The organism is Candidatus Tisiphia endosymbiont of Ceraclea dissimilis (assembly GCF_964030735.1).
Lineage (GTDB): Bacteria > Pseudomonadota > Alphaproteobacteria > Rickettsiales > Rickettsiaceae > Tisiphia.
In genome coordinates, this window is record NZ_OZ034917.1 from 625,935 (window position 1) to 646,365 (window position 20,431).

General features: G+C 32.0%; 18 protein-coding genes and 1 pseudogene. 7 read left to right on the forward strand and 12 right to left on the reverse strand.

All coding sequences use genetic code 11. The features are described 5' to 3' along the window. Nucleotides 1-22 precede the first annotated feature (22 nt). Together ACQH1V_RS03045 and sucC are read right to left on the reverse strand one after the other, a co-directional pair. Nucleotides 23-1,108 (reverse strand): Rpn family recombination-promoting nuclease/putative transposase, encoded by a 1,086-nt coding sequence (locus ACQH1V_RS03045; protein WP_425360740.1) that lies wholly within the window; start codon nucleotides 1,106-1,108, stop codon nucleotides 23-25. Nucleotides 1,109-1,174: 66 nt separating this feature from the next. After that, nucleotides 1,175-2,335 (reverse strand): ADP-forming succinate--CoA ligase subunit beta, encoded by a 1,161-nt coding sequence (sucC, locus tag ACQH1V_RS03050; RefSeq protein WP_425360741.1) that lies wholly within the window; start codon nucleotides 2,333-2,335, stop codon nucleotides 1,175-1,177. A 320-nt stretch (nucleotides 2,336-2,655) separates the two neighbouring features. Here sucC and glf point away from each other — a divergent pair, with 320 nt between their 5' ends. The 3 genes from glf (at nucleotide 2,656) to ACQH1V_RS03065 (ending at nucleotide 8,485) form a co-directional block, all read left to right on the forward strand. Then, the gene (gene glf, locus ACQH1V_RS03055) at nucleotides 2,656-3,846 is read left to right on the forward strand and encodes a UDP-galactopyranose mutase (protein ID WP_425360742.1); all 1,191 of its coding nucleotides are present in this window, start codon (nucleotides 2,656-2,658) and stop codon (nucleotides 3,844-3,846) included. 10 nt (nucleotides 3,847-3,856) lie between these two features. Then, complete coding sequence (locus tag ACQH1V_RS03060; RefSeq protein WP_425360743.1) at nucleotides 3,857-6,556, forward strand: glycosyltransferase; 2,700 nt, start codon at nucleotides 3,857-3,859, stop codon at nucleotides 6,554-6,556. A gap of 396 nt (nucleotides 6,557-6,952) precedes the next feature. Next, complete coding sequence (locus ACQH1V_RS03065; protein WP_425360744.1) at nucleotides 6,953-8,485, forward strand: N-acetylmuramoyl-L-alanine amidase; 1,533 nt, start codon at nucleotides 6,953-6,955, stop codon at nucleotides 8,483-8,485. A gap of 198 nt (nucleotides 8,486-8,683) precedes the next feature. On the opposite strand, the gene ACQH1V_RS03070 is transcribed toward ACQH1V_RS03065, so the two are convergent. Beyond that, the gene (locus tag ACQH1V_RS03070) at nucleotides 8,684-9,058 is read right to left on the reverse strand and encodes a helix-turn-helix domain-containing protein (RefSeq protein WP_094649399.1); all 375 of its coding nucleotides are present in this window, start codon (nucleotides 9,056-9,058) and stop codon (nucleotides 8,684-8,686) included. A 448-nt stretch (nucleotides 9,059-9,506) separates the two neighbouring features. Between ACQH1V_RS03070 and ACQH1V_RS03075 the strand changes: the two genes are divergently transcribed. Continuing rightward, nucleotides 9,507-9,725, forward strand: a complete 219-nt coding sequence (locus ACQH1V_RS03075; RefSeq protein WP_425360745.1) for a hypothetical protein — start codon at nucleotides 9,507-9,509, stop codon at nucleotides 9,723-9,725. A gap of 166 nt (nucleotides 9,726-9,891) precedes the next feature. On the opposite strand, the gene ACQH1V_RS03080 is transcribed toward ACQH1V_RS03075, so the two are convergent. The 6 genes from ACQH1V_RS03080 to ACQH1V_RS03105 form a co-directional block, all read right to left on the reverse strand. After that, nucleotides 9,892-10,545, reverse strand: coding sequence for an HD domain-containing protein (locus ACQH1V_RS03080; RefSeq protein ID WP_425360746.1), 654 nt, complete (start codon nucleotides 10,543-10,545; stop codon nucleotides 9,892-9,894). Nucleotides 10,546-10,658: 113 nt separating this feature from the next. Further along, nucleotides 10,659-11,897 (reverse strand): histidine--tRNA ligase, encoded by a 1,239-nt coding sequence (gene hisS, locus ACQH1V_RS03085; RefSeq protein WP_425360747.1) that lies wholly within the window; start codon nucleotides 11,895-11,897, stop codon nucleotides 10,659-10,661. 5 nt (nucleotides 11,898-11,902) lie between these two features. Next, on the reverse strand, nucleotides 11,903-13,297 hold the full coding sequence (locus ACQH1V_RS03090; RefSeq protein WP_425360748.1) for an amino acid permease: 1,395 nt from the start codon (nucleotides 13,295-13,297) through the stop codon (nucleotides 11,903-11,905). A gap of 170 nt (nucleotides 13,298-13,467) precedes the next feature. Further along, nucleotides 13,468-14,565 (reverse strand): tRNA 2-thiouridine(34) synthase MnmA, encoded by a 1,098-nt coding sequence (gene mnmA, locus ACQH1V_RS03095; RefSeq protein WP_094649639.1) that lies wholly within the window; start codon nucleotides 14,563-14,565, stop codon nucleotides 13,468-13,470. Nucleotides 14,566-14,789: 224 nt separating this feature from the next. Further along, nucleotides 14,790-15,578 carry a BPL-N domain-containing protein gene (locus ACQH1V_RS03100; RefSeq protein ID WP_425360749.1) on the reverse strand — a complete coding sequence of 263 codons (789 nt, stop codon included), beginning with the start codon at nucleotides 15,576-15,578 and terminating at the stop codon, nucleotides 14,790-14,792. Further along, nucleotides 15,578-16,117 (reverse strand): demethoxyubiquinone hydroxylase family protein, encoded by a 540-nt coding sequence (locus tag ACQH1V_RS03105; protein WP_425360750.1) that lies wholly within the window; start codon nucleotides 16,115-16,117, stop codon nucleotides 15,578-15,580. Before ACQH1V_RS03105 ends, ACQH1V_RS03100 begins: the two co-directional genes overlap by 1 nt. Nucleotides 16,118-16,276: 159 nt before the next feature. Here ACQH1V_RS03105 and rpmH point away from each other — a divergent pair, with 159 nt between their 5' ends. The 3 genes and pseudogenes from rpmH to ACQH1V_RS03120 form a co-directional block, all read left to right on the forward strand. After that, nucleotides 16,277-16,411 carry a 50S ribosomal protein L34 gene (gene rpmH / locus ACQH1V_RS03110; RefSeq protein WP_094648876.1) on the forward strand — a complete coding sequence of 45 codons (135 nt, stop codon included), beginning with the start codon at nucleotides 16,277-16,279 and terminating at the stop codon, nucleotides 16,409-16,411. Between the two features lie 3 nt (nucleotides 16,412-16,414). Then, entirely contained in the window at nucleotides 16,415-16,828 is a 414-nt protein-coding gene (gene rnpA / locus ACQH1V_RS03115; RefSeq protein ID WP_341748528.1) for a ribonuclease P protein component, read from the forward strand. Between the two features lie 194 nt (nucleotides 16,829-17,022). Next, a pseudogene (locus ACQH1V_RS03120) lies at nucleotides 17,023-17,217 on the forward strand (IS1634 family transposase); the annotation flags it as partial. A 91-nt stretch (nucleotides 17,218-17,308) separates the two neighbouring features. Here the strand turns inward: ACQH1V_RS03120 and lpdA are convergent. From lpdA to lpxC, 3 genes are all read right to left on the reverse strand, one after another. Further along, nucleotides 17,309-18,706, reverse strand: a complete 1,398-nt coding sequence (gene lpdA, locus ACQH1V_RS03125) for a dihydrolipoyl dehydrogenase (RefSeq protein WP_425360751.1) — start codon at nucleotides 18,704-18,706, stop codon at nucleotides 17,309-17,311. A gap of 410 nt (nucleotides 18,707-19,116) precedes the next feature. Beyond that, on the reverse strand, nucleotides 19,117-19,257 hold the full coding sequence (locus ACQH1V_RS03130; RefSeq protein WP_425360752.1) for a hypothetical protein: 141 nt from the start codon (nucleotides 19,255-19,257) through the stop codon (nucleotides 19,117-19,119). A 25-nt stretch (nucleotides 19,258-19,282) separates the two neighbouring features. Beyond that, on the reverse strand, nucleotides 19,283-20,143 hold the full coding sequence (gene lpxC / locus ACQH1V_RS03135; RefSeq protein WP_094648872.1) for a UDP-3-O-acyl-N-acetylglucosamine deacetylase: 861 nt from the start codon (nucleotides 20,141-20,143) through the stop codon (nucleotides 19,283-19,285). Nucleotides 20,144-20,431: the final 288 nt, after the last annotated feature.

Here is a 20,431-nt window from a genome sequence, read left to right on the forward strand (position 1 = left end):
TTACAATGATTAATTTAATAATTTACTGTAGTTTCAGTAATTCATTGATTTTAGTAATAGATAGTCCAGTAATTCTCGCTACTTCTTCAATAGAGTTACCATTGTTTATCATCATTTTTATTAATTTAGCTTCACCTCTAGCTTTACCTCTAGCTTCTCCCCTAGCTTCTCCGATTTTAATACCATCCTGTATTCCGATTCTAATACCATCCTGTAGCCCTATCTCTATCCCTTCTTCTTTCCATACTTGAGCTATACTAGGCATAAGTTCTTCTCCTTTTTCTTTAGTTAAACTATTTTTTAATATTTTTTCTAACTCTATTTTATCACTTTGCTCAATAAAGGTCAAAGTATAGCTCAATAGATTTCTTATGTGGTCATGGCCTATTGTTATTTTACTCAATTTAGGCAAGAGATGAGAGATTTCTTGCCATCTTTTCAGTAATTGACGTTCGTGGATGTGCTTGAGGAAAAATAACAAAATCCCAGACCATATTTTTTTCTTGAGTTCTTCATCGGGGATTTCATGTACGTTAATAAGCTGACAATCATTCGTCCAAAAGCCTCTGGCTAAATCTGGATGGCTAAATAAATTCCATATATTAAGAGGTGCGTTATATTTCTTCTTGCCATTATAAAGTATTAAGGGATAAATTAATGGAAGGCTTTTATAGTCAATTGATGAGAAGTTGGGGACGTCGTCACTCGTCGCTCGCCTATTACTTATAGGCGTCGCTCCATCGTTCCTAGCCCCAAATTCTCCTGAATTGACTATAGCTTTAGGATTAGTAGTTAAATATCGATCGCAAATGTTAATCATATATTTAAATAACCTAAACGCCATCATTTTATCAACAGTACTTTGATGTTCCAATAGCAAAAAAATATAGCCATCCTGATCATTAAACTTAACAGAAAATAATACATCAGAAATAGTTTCAGAAAGGTCTGGCTCAATAAAACTATCTTTTTCTAATTTTAAAGATGTGCTATCGATTAAAGCCAACACATCCTTCGGCAAATGAGTTGCCAAAAACTCTTTAGCAACTATAGGATTTTCCATAGATTTGCGAAAGATTTCGTCATGTTTTGGCTTGTCTGAGGTCATAATTTCCCAGGATGTTTGGCACTAAAGTTAAAAAATTATTTCGTAATAATGCCTAAGTTCATACAATTACTTTACCGCAGCGACAATTTTAACAGCAGCATCACCTAAATCATTTGCAGCGATTATTTTTAAACCAGAATTTGCTAAAATATTTTTACCTAATTCAAAATTGGTGCCGGCTAAACGTACAACTAGTGGAACTTTAATACCAATCTCTTTTACTGCAGCAATAATCCCTTCAGCAATTATATCGCAACGCATTATACCACCAAAAATATTAACTAAAACTCCCTGTACATGCAGGTCTGATAAAATTATTTTCAGAGCCTCCGTTACTTTTTCACGATCAGCTCCACCGCCAACATCCAAGAAATTTGCTGGTTCAGCCCCATAAAGCTTAATAATATCCATTGTTGCCATAGCTAACCCAGCACCATTTACCATACAACCAATAGTACCATCCATCTTGACATAACTAATACCAAGGCTATTTGCTTGCATTTCAAGAGCATTTTCTTCATCATTATCTCGCATATTTAAAATATCAGGATGTTTAAATAATGCATTATCATCAAAGTTAATTTTAGCATCAAGTGCCAATAAACTACCATCAGGTTTGGTTATTAATGGATTAATTTCAATTTGGTTAGCATCAGTTGCTATAAAAGCCTGATAGGTTGATTCAACAATTTTCATCATTTGTTTAGCTTGTTCATTTTTAAAGCCAAGCTTGTATGCTATTTGACGACAATGAAATGGTTGTATACCCGTTGCCGGATCAACTGATATTTTGATAATTTTCTGTGGGGTATTATGAGCAACCTCTTCAATATCTACACCACCTTCAGTAGAAGCTATAAAAGTTACTTTACTATTACTACGATCAAAAACAGCACTAAAATAATATTCTTTTAGAATATCACAGCCAGATTCAATATATAAACGACGAACCTTTTGCCCAGCAGATGATGTTTGATGAGTTACTAGGTCAATTCCAAACATCGCGTGAGCTGCCTTCTTTGCCTCTTCTTTGCTTTTTACAACTTTTACACCCCCAGCTTTTCCCCTACCGCCTGCGTGAATTTGGGCTTTAACCACATATATTTCTGCCTCTAAATCATCAATTAGTCTATCGATATCTTCTTTTTGCGATATCACAACTCCCTTAGAAGTAGGTATACCATATTGTCTCAAAATCATCTTTGCTTGGTATTCATGAATATTCATTTTGATAATTTTTTAAATAATTTAATCCTATATTCTTATACAATAAATGTTACCCATCTGTAAAGCATCATTTAGTTTTGTCATTATCCCACATCCGCTAATCTAGGAGACTACAGTCAATTGATTATTAATAATTCTACTTCTTCTATTTCTTAGTTGCACCTTATGGTATTTATCATAGTCAGTCAATAATATTGACACACCTGCCAGTACAAAATATAATATACTTTAATATTGTGAGATGTATCCAATTCGCACTTGACATATTATCAAAATAAATCATTATGTTGTAATTTTTAAAATTTATTTAACCCGAATTTATGATTATATACGATTATATAATAGTTGGTAGTGGTTTTGCTGGCTCTATTCTTGCAGAAAGAATAGCCTCGCAACTTAACCAAAGGGTGTTGGTCATAGAGAAAAGACCCCATATCGCTGGTAATATGTATGATTATAAAGATGTTAATAATATATTGGTTCATAAATATGGTCCCCATCTATTTCGCACCAATGAAGATAAAGTAAAAAATTATTTAAGTAATTTTACTCATTGGTATCCATACCAACATAAAGTTTTAGCTAAAATAAACGATCAATTAGTGCCAGTACCATTTAATCTAACCTCTTTAGAACTTCTATTGCCAGTTGAAAAAGCCCTGTTATACAAAGATAAGTTAATTGTAAACTTTGGTATGGAGACTAAAGTATCCGTTTCTAAGCTAAGAAATTTTGATGATGGTGATATAAGAGAGTTAGGGGACTTTATATTTAAAACATTATATTTGAACTATACAGTAAAACAATGGGGCGATAAACCGGAAAATTTGGATTTTGAGACCATAACGGCTAGAGTTCCTGTACATATTTCCTATGATGATAGGTATTTTCAACAAAAATTTCAAGCTTTACCAGTTGAAGGTTATACGGCAATGTTTGAGAAAATGTTAAGTCATGATAATATTGATATTCTACTAAATACCGATTCTAAAGATTTATTGAAAATAGACCTTAATAATAAAGCCATCCTTTTTAAAGGGCAAAAATATGAAGGTAATATAATATATACTGGTCCTATAGATGAATTGTTTAATTATCATTTAGGGGAGTTGCCGTACAGATCATTAAAATTCACAACTGAAACACATGATGAAGCTTTATTACAACGGGTAACTACTGTAAATTACCCCAATACCGAATTATATACTAGGATTACTGAGTATAATCATACTATGAGGGTACCTAATAACAAGAAGACAGTACTGATGTATGAATACCCACAAGAATATGATAGAACTAACCCTGAGAAGGATATACCTTATTATCCAATACCCAAAGATTGTAATAGTGAATTGTTTAATAAATACAAAGAAATAGCTAAAAATTTTTCTAGTCTAAGGCTGATCGGAAGACTAGCTGAGTATCGATATTATGATATGGATGATATAATATTAAGGGCTTTAAAGGAGTTTGAAGATATAGAATCATTAACTAAAATAACAGCTTTATAATTATTTGAGAATGACCCTCCCCATAGACCTAAAACAAAAAATTATTACGTTACCAACTAATAAACTTAATGGTTTATATGTAAAACATAATAAAGAAGATGATAATATCACAATCATTAACTCATCAAATGAACTAAGATCTATAACTATAGATAGGCAGTTTGTCCTATTTAAGGGGGAACAATTTATTAGTTTGCTTAATAAAGGAACTTTGGTTAAGGGTGAAATATCCTTTACAGTTGCTAGAAAATTGACGTTTTTAAATTCAGAATTAGAAGTCCCTTTATCTAATTTAGAATGTTTTAAAATTGTGCTTACCTTAAAAGCTAACACGGAAGTTAAAATAAAACAATTTACTTATTACATAACTAAAAAAAGTAAATTTGACAATCCTGTTTCTACAGCTGATACATTGATAATTTCTCCTGGATATCCTAGTTCTGCAAACCTGTATAATTTTGGTTTTGTTCATACTTCTATTAAAGCTTTTACCAATCATAATATTAAGCCAGAGGTTTTTTGTCATGATGATAATAATAGTTTTGTAAATGAATTTGATGGTGTAAAAGTTTATTATAATAGTTTAAGTTTTTTAAAAAATATAATAACTAATTCTAATTTTAAGAGAGTTATAATTCATTTTATTAATGAGAAATTACAAGATATTATTGATAGTGTAATTTTTTATCATGGTATAAAAATTTATTGTTACATTCATGGTGCGGAAGCACTTTACAGATATCAAGAATCATTTTGTGTGGCGTATGATGGGACATATAATCCCTATATTACGACTTGGCAAATGAGAATAAAAGATTTAATGTATAAAAAATATGCAAATAATAAAAATATAAAATGGATATTTGCAAGCAATTGGTTAAAGGCAGAATCTGAGAAATATATAAATACCAATTTCAATAATTTTGCCATAATTCCAAATGGTATAGATACTGATATATTTAAATATGTTAAAAAATCTTCAGATGATAGGTTAAACATATTTACTTTAAGAAAATTCGATAATTACAATAACTATGCTTTAGATCTAGTAATAGAGACCATCAATATTCTTCAGAATAAAGAATTTTTTAATCAACTAAACTTTTTTATTTATGGAGATGGTTTATTATTTAAAGATTTCTCAGAAAAAATACGATGGTCTAATGTGCATTTTATTCAAGGATTTCATACTCATGCTCAAATTAGCGAGCTTCATAAAAATTGTGGTATAATATTCCATCCAACAAGACTTGATAGTATGGGGGTTAGTTCTTTAGAAGGAGTAAGTTCTGGTTTAGCGTTAGTTAGTTCTAATGTTTGTGGCGTTCCAGAATTTATCAATCCTTCTTATGGTACTTTAAGTAATGATATAGAAAATCCGCAGTCTTATGCCAATATTATTGAGGATTTATTTTACAATCCAGATAGATTTTTAGAGTTAAGCGAGAAAATGTCTTATGATGTTTCTTCTAAATTTTCACGTAAAATGATTTTGGAAAAAGAATTACAATTATTTCAAAATGAACAAGAATTTTATATTAAACCTATAGAACATGAGCAAATAAAATTATTATGTATATGTGTTCCTGTTTACAATATTGAGCGTTATTTACCAAGATGCTTAAATTCTATTTTATCTTGTGAGAATAAGCATTTACTAGAAATATTAGTCATAAATGATGGCTCAACTGATAACACTCAATCAATTGCTGAAGAGTACCAAAATAAATTCCCAACTATTGTAACACTTATAAATCAAAGCAATAAGGGGCATGGTGGAGCAGTAAATACTGGTATTAAACATACTAAGTCAAAATATTTTAAAATAGTGGATGGAGATGATTGGGTAGATACTCAAGGGCTAGATAATTTCCTAAAATATTTAAATATGTTCGATGTTGATTTAATCTTACATGAATTATCGTATGACATGTTAGCTAATAGTACTATAAGAAGTGAGGATTGTTATACCCATCTTCCGTCTAAACAAATCTTAATTCTTGACCAAATAAAATTTGATTATTGGGGACCAATTTTATCAACTTCAACTTATAAAACTGATATTCTTAAGAAATCTAATATTATACTAACTGAAAAATGTTTTTATGTAGATATGGAATATAATGCGAAAGCTATACAATATGTTAAACAGGTTCTGTATTTAGATATACCACTTTATAAATATTATATAGGCAGACCTACCCAATCCATTGCGGCAACAGGATTTAAAATCCATGATCATGAAAAGATAATTCTCAATATTCTAAATTATTTGCAAACTAATGATGCCACCTTATACAATAAGCGATTAATAATGAATAAAATGTTATTTCATATGCTAAAAGGTCATAGAGATCGTATTTTGCAAGTCAGTCCTCTTAGCAAGGCTAATTTAGAATTTTTTAAAAAAGTTAAAGATATTAATAATATAATTAATTGGGATATTAATTCTCATGATATCAGTAGGGAATTAGATAATTACTTATCAAAAATGAGACTCGTTACAATAATAGATATTAAATTTGATAAATGTTTTAGTTATATCAAATTATTTATAAAAAACTTATTAATAACACCTTATACTCTAGGGTTTTTTACTTATAAAATACTAAACACTTATGATATCTATTATTTTAATAAGTATGCAAAAATATTAGCGAATATACTTATGCTACCAAAAAAAATAGCCAGTATAATATTAAAAAGATAATGAAGAAGGAATGAGTTGATCCTGATTAATTTCTTGAATTTACCATTGAATAATTTAGTATAAAAGATATATAGTCAATTAACTTGAATTGGCAACGTTATAAATCTGATTAGTATTTAGCCTTAACGTCATAGCTCAAAGCCACTTTAGTCACAACTGTTGAAAGTTAGAAGGTAAAGCGGGTTTTAGATAGGTTTTTTGTCATTGCGAGACCACGCAAGTAGGTCGTGGCAATCCATCTTTGGTTACTTTTATGGATTGCTTCGGAGGCGTACGCCTCCTCGCTAATAGACAGCACGATGGGTGCTTATTCGGCACCAATTCAGGTTAACTGACTATAGAACTGGTTAGCTACACTTAATTTTTTAACATAATTTATAGTGATTGGATATTTGTATGACCAATAAAGCTCTTGATCTCTTTTTAAGATACTATCTTTTTATAATAGTTGCATTATTAAATGCTGGCTGTTCTCATAAAAGAGTGGAGGCTTTATCTAAGCCGCATCCTGATATTGCAAGCTTTCAAAATGATTTTGCTCATTTACAAAGAGAACTTCCTGTATTGCAAAAGAAAAACTTACTTTTCCTAGCCCCTGTGCCAGTTGCAAATTATGGTGACAGAGAAGGTAAAAAAGTATCAATGGTTATAGTTCACCATACTGGTATATCAACATTAAAAGATACAAAAGAATTGCTAAACAAAATAGGTCTGTCTGCTCATTTTATTGTAGATAAGGATGGCAGTATTACGTTAACGGTTCCTTTAGAAAAGCGAGCATACCATGCTGGTATTAGTTATGCTAAAATTAAAATGGGTGAGCAATTTGAAGAATTAACTGCTTTAAATAATTATTCTATCGGCATAGAAATAGTGAATACTGGGCGTGAATTGTTTTCACAACAGCAAATGGAATCTGTAAAAGAATTACTCCTATATCTTATGAAACGTTTTAAAATAAGAAAAGATATGATATTTAGTCATTCTGAAATAGGAACAATATTGTACAGTAAAGCATTTGATAGTTATGTGCTACGTAAAGTTGATCCGCATAGATTATTTGATTGGGAGTTATTGGAAAGAAATAATATAGGTCTTCATATAAATAATAGAATAGAATCCAACGAGGCTAAACGTTTAATGAATAAAGTATTATATAAAATGGGAGATAAAAACACAGATATTCTAAAATTAAAAGAAAGACTGAATAGATTTTTTTATAAGATACGACCTTGGAATGATAAAGAAGGTAAGGTAGTTTTGCCTGATGATCGTATCAATTATTCAAATGAATTTGATGAGAGTTTTATGTGGGTAGTATATCAGTTTTCGATACATAATCTACCAATAGAAATTAGGAAGGATTTACCCTTAAAACTTGAGCAACAAGATGTATTTCCTAAGTTTTTAGATAAGTATCGAGATAGTATTTATAGTGAATTCAATAATTTACACTCCAAAATTCATATGCTTGTTAAACCACGTGATTTAAATGAAAAAGACTATAAATATTTATTAACTTCCCTTACAAATTATGAACAAGAAGTATCACGTAATACGTTTAATAGCTTAATATATAAAATGGAAATATATTATAATTCTGATTTAAGGTATGATATAATCTTGCCATATAAGACCTTTAAAAACAATTTATTAAATAAAATAGATGTTTTACAACAAGATATTTTATCTTTGAAATCTTTAGATAGTCATAAAATTACTGAGGTTTCAAATTTAATAGCTATGTTCAAAACAAATATTTCTTCTGAATTTCAAAATCTTGAAAGAGAGTATTCTCAACAATATATAAAAGTATGGAAGAAAGAATTCCTACCTCTTATGAAAAAACAAGTTAAATGGACTGCCTTACATGAGGAAATATTAAAATACTTAGAGAAATCTAAATCACAAATTAATGAGACAAACTAAATATAGTCAAATTTTTTAAATAATTTGCATATATCTATTAGCGTAATGAATTTTTGTGATAAAATGTATATATTTATTCACTACGAAATAAACAATCGGATTGTGAGTTATTAGCAGATTGGTTGCTCAACTCAACAAATCTACCATAACTCACAAATTGCGTAACATAAATAAAATTTTATATATGTTTTATCTCACCTAATCTTCTTTAATCAAAGAACGTATCAATGCATTAACAGCTTGTTGATGTGCAGGGTTACGAATCTTCATAAAGTTTCTTGATACTTCTATGCACATACGCTGATGTTGAGTATGTACAGGCTCGACATTATCTGCTCCTTCTAAACCATCATAAAAATAATCGATATTTTTTTCTAGTGCTTTAGCAATAAGAATCAGCCTACCCATTGGTATTCTATTAATGCCCTTTTCATATTTTTGTAACTGTTGATGTGTTACTACTATTACCTTTGCAAGTTGTTGACGTGACAACCCCTTAGCAAGCCTTAAAGAATAGATCTTTTCACCTATAAATTTGTCAGCTTTTTCTATAAAGTCATTCTTTCGTGCCATAGTTAACTCCTTTATGAATGAATTATTAAATTTTTGCAAATATACTTATTAATAAATGCAAAGATTACTGTCATATATTATATAACCTAGAAAGGCAACAATTAAATTAAAATAGGTTTATTTCTATGTAAACTAATCTACTATCAGTAAATATTGATATGTCGTTTGTTTACGCACAAGTAATACTTAATATTTTTTAACTTTTATATAATTATAATGATATTATAGATACTTGCCCGTCTTGTAAATCTATATTTTACAAAGTACAAGATGTCATTGCAAGGAGACCGTAAGGTCGACGAAGCAATCCAGGAAAATGATTAGAAATGGATTGCTTTGTCGACCTTACGGTCTCCTCGCAATCTGATATATCCCCACGAAATTGTTGCAAAATATCAAGAATTGATAGAATATCATCATTATTTAATGATGATGGAGATAGTAGGTTATGGATGTAAAAACAGTATTAAATGATTGGGTTATAGGTGTGGTAGGCTATAGCCAAGGTATGCAAAGAATTTTCCAACCTAACACAGTAAAAGATAAAAAAATTTATTTGTATTGTACTCTTGGGAAATTTATTATTGAATTTAATTATTTGCATGCCATAAAACCATTGGTAGAACCCCTTGCATCTATTATAAAGACGGAGCTTTGTCATGCTTAATTTCGTGGGGATATATTAGCTCGCAATGACGACTAAAGCTTACACATTCATCTCAATAACGCTAAGGCTAAATACTAATCGGATTTATAACGTTGCCAATTCAAGTTAATTCACTATAATTTTAAAAAGCTGGAAAAACTAACTAAAATCACTTAATCAAATAAATTTATAGTTTAGGAGGCTCAGGGTCAATAGATAAGTTTTGGTAACATAGATTTATTAACTGCTGCTCGGCTATTGGTAGTTCCAAGTATGCACAAATAGTTACAAAATATCTTATAGTTTCCTTAACTATTTTCAGTGCCTTTTCTGGGGATTTAGCCCTTATTGTTTGTAGGTTGTGAATGCGGTCAAATAATTTAATCAATGCCACGTCAAATCTCTTTTGTTGAGATAATAAATCCAAAGTATCTTTGGAGCTAATCTTACCGTAAGACTTGTTCCTTGTTAGAGCTTCCACTTGGCTAGCAACTTGACTACCAAAAATTCGAGCTATCATCTCTTCAGTAAGTATTGTATCTTCGATCGTATCATGCAGTAAGCTGGTAACTATCATTTCAGTTTTAAATAATGTGGGAATTTCTTGGGCTGTGTACTGGGCAACCATGTATGATACTTCTATTGGATGAGAATAATAGGGGTCGCCAGATTGTCGCATTTGACTACCATGATATTTCTTAGCGTAATAGATAGCTTTAGTAATTTCGTCGATATCTACTGGATCATTTACTTTTTCATTTAGTAAAATCAATTTATTAAGTAGCTTAGTAGAATATTTACAAGATTCGAACTTTACCCGCCAATTGTCAATATCTTCCATAAAAGTACCTCTCTAATTAATTTAATTGTACATTAAATTAATATTGCCAATAATTTTGTTATATTTTTTAAAAATTCCTCAATTATCTTTAGGTTATGCAAGAGGTCTAATAACTAAAGTAATTCTACAATTTGCTCAAATTGTAATAAATATTCTTGTTCTTTATCAAGATCTTTTAATTTAAGGCTATTACTCATTTGTTCATCATCACCAACAAAAATAACATATTTAGCTTTCTGTAGATTAGCCCGAATCATTCTCTTGGCTATTTTGCCTTTGGCGTCTAAGGTAACAGAAATATTTTTTTGGCGTAATTGATTGGCTAAGATTAAACAATATTCTAAATTATTGTCACTAATAGGAAAGATAAATACTGGTCTGGCTTTAGATATGTTGTATTCTCTCATTAAAGCAAGCCTTTCGATTCCAGCAGCAAAGCCAATGGCTTTTGTCTCTGACCCGCCCATAATTTTGCTCAACCCATCATATCTTCCACCAGCAAGAATTGTCGACTGACTGCCAAGTTTGCTAGTAGTAAACTCAAAAGTTGTATGGCAATAATAATCAAGCCCCCTTACTAGCCTTGGGTTAATGATATATTTTACATTCAGTAAATCTAAGTATCTTAACACATCGTCAAAATATCTTGCAGTATCACTATTATAGTATTGAGACATTAACGGGCTATTCGCAACTATTTTTCTATCATTTTCATCTTTTGAATCTAAGATCCGCATCGGATTTTTGACGAGTCGCTTTTGGCTATCTTCTGATAATTCTGACTTATAATCATTGAAATACTCTACCAGCTTTTGTTGGTAGATGGTACGAGTTGCAGCACAACCAATTGAGTTTATTTCTAAAGTTGTATCTTTATCTATTTCTAAAGCCTGAAGAATATCTAAGGCAAGCCTAATTGTTTCAGCATCGTTACTCGATCCTTCTTCTCCACCAATATACTCAAAATTTATTTGATGAAATTGCCTTTGTCTACCAGCCTGTGGTCGGTCATAACGAAATACTGGACCGCTTGAAAAGAACTTAATAGGTAATGTTTGTTGCAGGTTATTAGAGATAAAAGCCCTAATAATACCGGCTGTAAACTCAGGTCTAAGAGAAATATTATTATCACTCTTATCAAGGAAATTGTACATTTCCTTGCTTATTACATCAGAAGTCTCTCCAAGTGTACGGTCAAAAACTTTAGTATATTCAATTATCGGCGTACTCATGGCTTGATAACCATAAAGTTCACCAATATGTTTTGCTGTGTTAATTATATAATCGTGAATTATATAATCCGCAGGTAGTAGGTCTTTAGTACCACGTAATGGTTGTAGTGCATTACTCATACAAATTAAACTTGTCGTTTCATAAAGAACAATCTAAGAATATACAGAACAAACATTAGTGCAAACCAATATATTAATAATTGCCCTGCAATCATCAAATTAAAGTTACTATCAAATATTTGTATAAATAGTAAATATAGGCAAGCTATTAAAACAAATGGTATAATGATACATGCAGCAGGACATTTAAATGGTCTTGGAACATTTGGCATTTTTATTCTAAACAATATGACTATTATAGCAACCACTGTATAATCTATTAATGATCCCATAGATGATAACTGAACAAGAATTTCAGTTGGGCAAAATCCTCCTAATAATGCAGCAAGTGCAGAAAATATTAAGATAGTAATATAAGGACTATCATATTTTGTATGAAGTTTTGCAAAACTTTTTGGCAATAACCCATCTCGAGCAATTACATAAAAAATACGGGATGTAGCGTAAATATTCATCATTAGTACCGTAGTCATACCACATACTGCTCCAGTAGCAACTATGGCAGACCCAACATTACTATTGTTCAAGCTAAGAGCATAGGCAAGTGGTTGATCGTTATTAAGTTGATCAAAAGGGGCTATACCAGTGACTAGCCCAGCTATTATAACATATACTATCGTTGCAATTACTAGTGATCCAATAATACCAATCATTAAATCTCGGTTAGGATTTTTGCATTCTTCAGCTGTAGTGGCTATTGTCCCAAAACCGGTCATAGCAAAAAATAGGATAGATGCCCCAACTAACATATTATTGAAGCCAAAAGGTAAAAAGTTTTGCCAATTTGTTGCATCAAAATACGGTGTGGCAAACACAATAAAAGCAAATATAGCTGCCATTTTTATAAATACTAAAATGGCATTTAGTTTTTTACTATCTTTCGTTCCTAAGTACAAAATAAAAGAGACAAACACTACAATAAGAAAAGCTGGTAAATTTATTATTCCACCATTGCTAGGCACGGTAGTTAAAGCTTTAGGCAAACCTATTCCACCAGCTGACAATATTGCCTGAACATATCCAGACCAAGAAGCTGCAACAGTTCCAGCAGCAAAACCAAGTTCTAATATGATAACACTACCCATTAACCAAGCAAATACCTCACCAAATGCTACATAAGAGTAAGTATAAATACTGCCAGAAGTCGGTAACATGGTAGCAAGCTCTGTATAGGCAAGAGCAACAAAAATACATGTTCCACCAGCAATAGCATATGATAGCATAACTGCAGGACCAGAATATTTAGCCGCAACTAGACCTGTTATTACAAATACACCCGTACCTATTATAGCCCCAAGACCCAATAATATTAAATCAAATGCTCCTAAGGTTTTAGCGAGACCACTAGTCTTCCCTAGCTCTTTTATTGATTCAAAACTTTTTCTTGTTAAAAAACTCATTAATCTCTCCAATTTTAATAATAGAAAATACTCTTGTCATTCCCGCGTAGGCTGGAATCTAACCCACTACCTACGCAGGGGTGACATAAAATTTGGATTGCTTCGCCCACTAAAGTGGCTCCTCGCAATGACGTTGACGATAAATACTAATCGGGATACTATAAAAGTATTTATGCAATTTCTCTAGTAATCCATCCTCCACCAAGAACTCGAGCATTATCATATATGACACAAGCCTGACCAGGAGTTACAGCTTTCTCTGCAGACATTAACTTTACCCTAATTTCTGTATTACTTATCCTACTAATCTTGGCAAAGGTAGCAGGACGAGTCGAACGAATCTTAACTTGCACCTCAACTTCCTCTTGGACAACCATTTCTTTACCAAGCCAGTTAACATTCTTAATGGTAAATTCGGTAGAATCTAATGCCGAATCTGGACCAACATAGACAATTTTTGTATTAGGGTCAATTCTTACTACATAAAGTGGTTCATGAAAAGCTATGCCAAGTCCACGACGTTGACCTATAGTATAGTTGATAATACCATTATGTGTCCCGAGTTCAAAGCCGTCTACATGGATTATTTTACCTTTTTCATTAACATCGGTTCGGATATTACTAATTACCTTCCTATAATCACCATCTGGTACAAAACAAATATCTTGGCTATCAGGCTTATCTGCAACGCCTAAGTTAAATCTAGTAGCAATATTTCTTGTTTGCTCTTTGCTTAATTCTCCCAAAGGAAAAGATAGATAATTTAGTTGTTCTAAAGTAGTTGCAAACAAAAAATAACTTTGGTCTTTGGCAATATCAATACCAGTATGTAATTCTGCTCCATCTATACCTTCGACTTTCCGAACATAATGACCAGTAGCAAGACAGTCAGCTCCTAAATCTTTTGCTACTTTTAGTAAGTCCTTAAATTTAACTGACTGGTTACATTGTACACATGGCGAAGGTGTTTCGCCTCTAATATAACTATCGGCAAAGTTATAAATTACTGATTCTTTAAATTTAGACTCGTAATCCAATACATAATGCGGAATATTTAGCATATCCGCCACCATTTTTGCGTCATAAATGTCTTGCCCAGCACAACAAGCATTCTTTTTCTTGGTGGCTATGCCGTGATCGTATAATTGTAGTGTTATACCAATGACTTTATGTCCTTGTTCACAAAGCATAGCAGCCACTACTGAGCTATCAACCCCACCAGACATTGCAACTACTATTGTAGATGGATTACTTATTCTATTATTCATTGCATTTATAGTAAATTTATGTTATAGTAAATACATCTTGCCAACTCGATAAACGAAGCAACACATTATAATAACTTTATAGATAAATTACAATAGGATTTATAATTTATCCCGATTTTTAATCATCCATTATTTTTAATATCAAAAATTACTCCTATATTAACCTGACATTTTATTAGTAAGTTAGGTTATATCCATAAAATATAGCAGATTTTTATGTTACACTAATAGCTGTTTACATTATTTTTGCAAGATTGCTTATTTTTTTCATTTGCTTCAATACTCAACATATTTAAAATATGTTTAACTAACATAATTCTTGACTTATTATGTTTAATTAATGACCCTATAATAGGATTGAGTAATTTAGAATGTCGCATTAGATAAGGATCGTACTCAAAATGCACCCCACTTAAAATAGCCCTACCACTACCGAATTTACAAATTATAATAGCTGCCTTACAATCTTCATAATTAGCAATAATTTTTGTATTAGCTACATTTTGGGCATCTAAAAAATAGCCTCCTCCATTATAAAAAACCATAGAATCTTCAGGAAGATTAGGAGTATTTAAGATTATCCTAGCGGCTCTTGCTCCTTTATTTGAATTATAGTAATACTTACATAAGGCTGGACCTATAACACCCCCCTGGTATATGGCAAGTTCTCGAGTTCCTATTACTTCTATTGGTGAAGATTTAGCAAATTCTAGGTAGGTACCGCTATAATATGCTCCTGCACATATTCCAAGAAAACTACCACCTTGCATTAAATATTTCTGTATTTGCTTATTGCCTTTACCGTTAAGATATTGTGTATAATACCTATCCGCCCCTCCTGGAATAATAAGTAAACTAGTATTATCAATCCAATCGCCTCTTATAATTTCTTCTGCAGAAATATAACTTATATGATATTTTGTTGAAGCATAATGAACAAAACTATTAAAGGTATGATACAAGCTTTCCTTCGATGTACCTAGCCCATTATAGATTCTGATTGATGATATCATTAAATTTTTTTACTCAAACTAATAGCTATATTACACATTAACTTGATAATTTTATTAATTAGGGGGGCAAATACTACTTCATTACTACCTTGCACTAGAGCTATATCTTTATGCTCCGTTTCATCAGACTGAAATTGCTTTATACTATCTAACAATTCTTTTTCTAAATTATATTCTTCGAGATAGTCTATTTGCTTCTGATAATGTTGTTCAATCACTTCTTCTACACTTTGGGTTAGTAGCATGGCAGTTTTTGTTCCTATTAATATTGATCCACTACCAAGTACATAACCAATAATATGCCAAAATGGCATTAAGATAGTTGGTCTAACATTACCTTGTAATAACAAGTTAGTAAAGTAGCTTAAATGCACTTCTTCTTGCTGCATCATATGTTTTATTGTAGGATAGGTTTGATGGTTTCTGCAATAATTTAATTGCCCCTCATAAATTCGTTTTGCACCGTATTCTCCGGCGTGATCCACTCTAATAATTTCTTTGATGATATTTCTTGAATTGGTAAAGTCTGGTCTTGCCATACGCCCTAGTTCATTTAAATAATGTTATTAAAATTTATTCTATCAAGAAATATAATACACCAATCTATCAGTTCCTTAAAAGATAAATTTATATTTTATTGACAGTTTAGTGTCATTATTGTATAAGTAAATCTGTTCCTTTGTATTGGATATGAATTTATGAAACGCACATTTCAACCTAGCAATTTAGTAAGAAAAAGAAGACATGGGTTTAAGGCAAGAATGGCAACTGTTGGTGGTAGAGAGATTTTAAGGAAGCGTCGGGCAAAAGGCAGAAAGAAGTTATCAGCATAGGCAGTGCTTATTTTATCTCTAAAAAATCAAAAAGAATTTGACCTAGTTAATAAGTTAGGCAAAAAGTTCCATAGTCCTTATTTTATCACAGTAATAGCAAAAGATTTTACTAAGCTTCTTGCAAAATTAAATGCAGGGAATAACGCTGCTGGCAAGACTACCAATCAAACACGGCTATGTAAAAAATCTGGTGAAGTTTTATTGCTTTTTGGCATAAAAGCCGGAAGAAAATTAGGAAATGCTGTTATTCGCAATAAAATCAAGAGACGTATCAGACATTTAATTAGGCTTCTAAGTAAAGAAACACAAATTAAACCCAATAGCTGGGCAATAATAATTATTCCTAAGAAAGGTTTTGATCAAATTGATTTTGCAACTTTACTAAGCGAATTATACAGGATATTTTCAAAGGCATAATAGACTCATGAGCGTTCACGAAAAAAAGTTAAAATACAAAACATCATTGCAAAGAGCTATTTTAGTAGCATTGAAGCAATTCAAAATAATGGATTGCTTCGTCGACCTGCGGTCTTTCTCGCAATGACGTTGACCACATACGACTTTTAAACTATTTGGTCTAAAACCTCTTCCTCTTCTAACTTTCAACAGTTGTGGTATTAGCCCTTACGGCAAAGCCCGATAGCAAGCGTGGTCTAGCACAATATTTAAGCGAACAATTTAACAAAAACCATGATTTAGACACCATATATCGCATGATGAATAAGTTGCAGGAGCGGATACCTAAAATTAAAGAATTATGCTTTAAAAATACCTTGGCTCTAATCCTCAACAAGCAGGTAAGTTTAGGAGGCTACCTGCAATAACTAAAGTAATTCTATATTTGGCTCTTTTTGGTTGCGAAAATAGCTCAAAATATAATTATATATATAAAACTTCCTAAAAATTAATAGCCCTCCTATCTACAGCCAAAGCTGCTTCCTTTATGGCTTCACTTAAGGTAGGATGGGCATGACAAGTTCTTGCTATATCTTCTGAAGAAGCACCAAATTCCATAAATGCTACAAGCTCTGCAATCATAGTACCAGCTGAAGGGCCTATAATATGTGCTCCAAGTACTTTATCCGTTACGCTATCAGCCAATATTTTTACCATCCCATCAGTACAACCTGTGCTTCTCGCTCGACTATTTGCCAAAAATGGAAATTTGCCAACCTTGTACTCAATCTTAGCTTCTTTTAATTGCTCCTCTGTTAAGCCAACACTTGCCACTTCTGGATAAGTGTAGATGACACTTGGAATAAGGTTGTAATTAACATGACCTGCTAAACCTGCCATAATTTCAACGGCAGCAACAGCTTCTTCTTCTGCTTTATGAGCGAGCATAGGTCCAGCAATTACATCACCGACAGCATAAATATTAGGCATTATTGTTTGGAACTGATCATTAACCGTAATCCTATTTTGTTTGTCCGTTTTAATGGCTAATTTATCTAGACCTAAATTTGTTGTATGGGCTTTTCTACCAACGGCTACTAGCACTATATCTGCTATTACCTGTTGTGCTGAATTGTCAGTTGCTTGTTGTATATTTAAAATAACTTTTCCTGCTTTTTTCTCAGCAGATATCACCTTAGTGTTTAATCGCAATTCAATAGATTGTTTTTGTAGGATTTTGGTAAATTGACTGATAATTTCTTTATCTAAAGCTGGCACAATACTTTCAGCATATTCAATAACCGTTACTTTGGAGCCAAGCCTGTTCCATACCGAACCAAGCTCTAAACCGATATACCCCCCACCAATTACCACCATAGTTTCCGGAACTTTAGCAAGACTCAAGGCTCCTGTTGATGACACTATATATTCCTCATCAACAGTAATATTGGGCATTTCAATAATATCAGAGCCAGTAGCAATTAAAATATTCTTAGCCGATATTTGTTCAACTGATGCATCGTTAGTAATTTCTACAAGATTGGCTGAAATAAACTTGGCACTTCCTGTAAATTTAGTGATTTTATTTTTTATAAACAAACCTTCTATGCCTTTGCATAAGTCTGATACTACCTGACTTTTTTTAGTCATCATTTTCTGTAAATCAAGTTTGGCTGAGGTCGTAATGCCAATATCGGCACAATGGTTCAATACTTCATGATATTTCTCCGAAAAATTTAGTAATACTTTGGAAGGAATACAGCCAACATTTAGGCAAGTACCACCAAGCGTCACCCTTTTCTCTATACAGGCAACCTTCATACCCAACTGGGCTGCTCTTATTGCTCCTGTATAACCAGCCGGACCACCACCAATCACTATTAAATCAAATTCTTTCATATATTTTCCTCCATAATAATAGCATTATAAACCATAAACATACCAACACTAATAGTTTTTAGAAAAATAATTATTTTTTTATAGCTAACCCAAGTTAATATTTAACTCATCTTCTTACGAACCAAACCGCTACAAATTTTGCGTATTATTAGTTCTTATCGTGATATCAAGAATACTTACCAGTAGTTATTCTAGTACTACAGTTGTAGATTGAATGTGAGTGTTCACGGAAAAAAGGTTAAAGTATAAGATGTCATTGCGAGGAGGTTGCCAGACCGACGAAGCAATCCAGGAAAGTGATTAGAAATGGATTGCTTCGTTGACCTTACGGTCTCCTCGCAATGACGCTTGGTGATCAGGTTTTTTTATTCATCACAAAAAAATAGCAAAAAAATCGTGAATGCTCACATCTAAACTACAACTGTAGTAGATACCAAGCCAGTTTTAAAAGATGTTGCACTATGTGCATCTATTACCGGTTGAACTTGCTTCTTTAATTGTTGAATTTGTTTCTCTAATCCCTTGAGCTTTATATTTTCTTTACTAGCCATATATTAAACCTGAACTGCTGCAAGCCTAAATTTCTCTATTACTAACCCATTGATAGGCAGTAGGATCACTAAATACTTGTCGTAAGAATTGATTGTTCAGAGCATGGCTGGTTTTATAACCAGTGATGTTAGCTATTAGATGCCCTCCTGTAGTATATAAATCTCCGAATAGATCAAGAAGTTTATGCCGCACGAATTCATCAGTATATCTAAGTCCATCATGATTTATTATAATATCTTGATCTATACCTATAGCGTTATCGAGAGATGCCCCACGTGCCAGCCCTTTACTTTTTAAATATTCAAGTTCATGGATAAATCCAAAAGTTCTAGCATCAGCAATATTATTTTTAAAAGATTCATTTTCTGAGAAGAGTAAATTTTGCTTACCAATAGCTTTACTAGCAAAATCTATTGTCATATCAACTGTCATGCTATGAGCAGGGCTACACACTAACTCGCAATCTTTGTGAATTGCCCTAATTTCTTTTAAGATTTTTAGGTATTTTTTTGGAGCATTTTGTAATTGTCGCCCAGCACATTCTATCATAAAAACAAAAGCTTTACTGCTACCATCCATTATTGGTACTTCAGAACCATCGATTTCAATTATTAAATTATCAATTCCACATCCCCAAAGAGCTGCCATTAAATGCTCTATAGTTGAAACGGAAATATTATGTTCATTTTTTATGGTAGTAGAGAAAGAAGTCTCTGAGACATTCAAACAACTAGCTTGAATAAAATTTATTTCTTGCCGCACATCAGTCCTGACAAAAACAATGCCAGTATTTTCTGCAGCTGGTCTTAAAGTCAACTGAGTAATGTTACCTGAATGAACGCCTACCCCATAACAACTTACAGGGTTTAGTATTGATACTTGCATTGATAAGTTCTACTTCTATTTTAGAAATTCAAGCTATTTTAATACCTTAACAGATTATATGCAAGTTACATTATGTTACAAAATATTACACTTATACTAGTACTACAGTTGTAGATTGAATGTGAGTGTTCACGGAAAAAAGGTTAAAGTATAAGATGTCATTGCGAGGAGGTTGCCAGACCGACGAAGCAATCCAGAAAAGTGATTAGAAATGGATTGCTTCGTTGACCTTACGGTCTCCTCGCAATGACGCTTGGTGATCAGGTTTTTTTATTCATCACAAAAAAA

Excerpts from the sequence above, each read along its gene's own strand:
- ACQH1V_RS03105 (WP_425360750.1), bottom strand. The coding sequence starts at position 16,117 with ATGGCAAGACCAGACTTTACCAATTCAAGAAATATCATCAAAGAAATT.
- ACQH1V_RS03070 (WP_094649399.1), bottom strand. The coding sequence starts at position 9,058 with ATGGCACGAAAGAATGACTTTATAGAAAAAGCTGACAAATTTATAGGT.
- mnmA (WP_094649639.1), bottom strand. The coding sequence starts at position 14,565 with ATGAATAATAGAATAAGTAATCCATCTACAATAGTAGTTGCAATGTCT.
- ACQH1V_RS03065 (WP_425360744.1), top strand. The coding sequence starts at position 6,953 with ATGACCAATAAAGCTCTTGATCTCTTTTTAAGATACTATCTTTTTATA.
- lpxC (WP_094648872.1), bottom strand. The coding sequence starts at position 20,143 with ATGCAAGTATCAATACTAAACCCTGTAAGTTGTTATGGGGTAGGCGTT.
- ACQH1V_RS03060 (WP_425360743.1), top strand. The coding sequence starts at position 3,857 with ATGACCCTCCCCATAGACCTAAAACAAAAAATTATTACGTTACCAACT.
- ACQH1V_RS03090 (WP_425360748.1), bottom strand. The coding sequence starts at position 13,297 with ATGAGTTTTTTAACAAGAAAAAGTTTTGAATCAATAAAAGAGCTAGGG.
- ACQH1V_RS03045 (WP_425360740.1), bottom strand. The coding sequence starts at position 1,108 with ATGACCTCAGACAAGCCAAAACATGACGAAATCTTTCGCAAATCTATG.
- ACQH1V_RS03075 (WP_425360745.1), top strand. The coding sequence starts at position 9,507 with ATGGATGTAAAAACAGTATTAAATGATTGGGTTATAGGTGTGGTAGGC.
- lpdA (WP_425360751.1), bottom strand. The coding sequence starts at position 18,706 with ATGAAAGAATTTGATTTAATAGTGATTGGTGGTGGTCCGGCTGGTTAT.
- glf (WP_425360742.1), top strand. The coding sequence starts at position 2,656 with ATGATTATATACGATTATATAATAGTTGGTAGTGGTTTTGCTGGCTCT.
- rpmH (WP_094648876.1), top strand. The coding sequence starts at position 16,277 with ATGAAACGCACATTTCAACCTAGCAATTTAGTAAGAAAAAGAAGACAT.
- ACQH1V_RS03130 (WP_425360752.1), bottom strand. The coding sequence starts at position 19,257 with ATGGCTAGTAAAGAAAATATAAAGCTCAAGGGATTAGAGAAACAAATT.
- hisS (WP_425360747.1), bottom strand. The coding sequence starts at position 11,897 with ATGAGTAATGCACTACAACCATTACGTGGTACTAAAGACCTACTACCT.
- sucC (WP_425360741.1), bottom strand. The coding sequence starts at position 2,335 with ATGAATATTCATGAATACCAAGCAAAGATGATTTTGAGACAATATGGT.
- ACQH1V_RS03080 (WP_425360746.1), bottom strand. The coding sequence starts at position 10,545 with ATGGAAGATATTGACAATTGGCGGGTAAAGTTCGAATCTTGTAAATAT.
- ACQH1V_RS03100 (WP_425360749.1), bottom strand. The coding sequence starts at position 15,578 with ATGATATCATCAATCAGAATCTATAATGGGCTAGGTACATCGAAGGAA.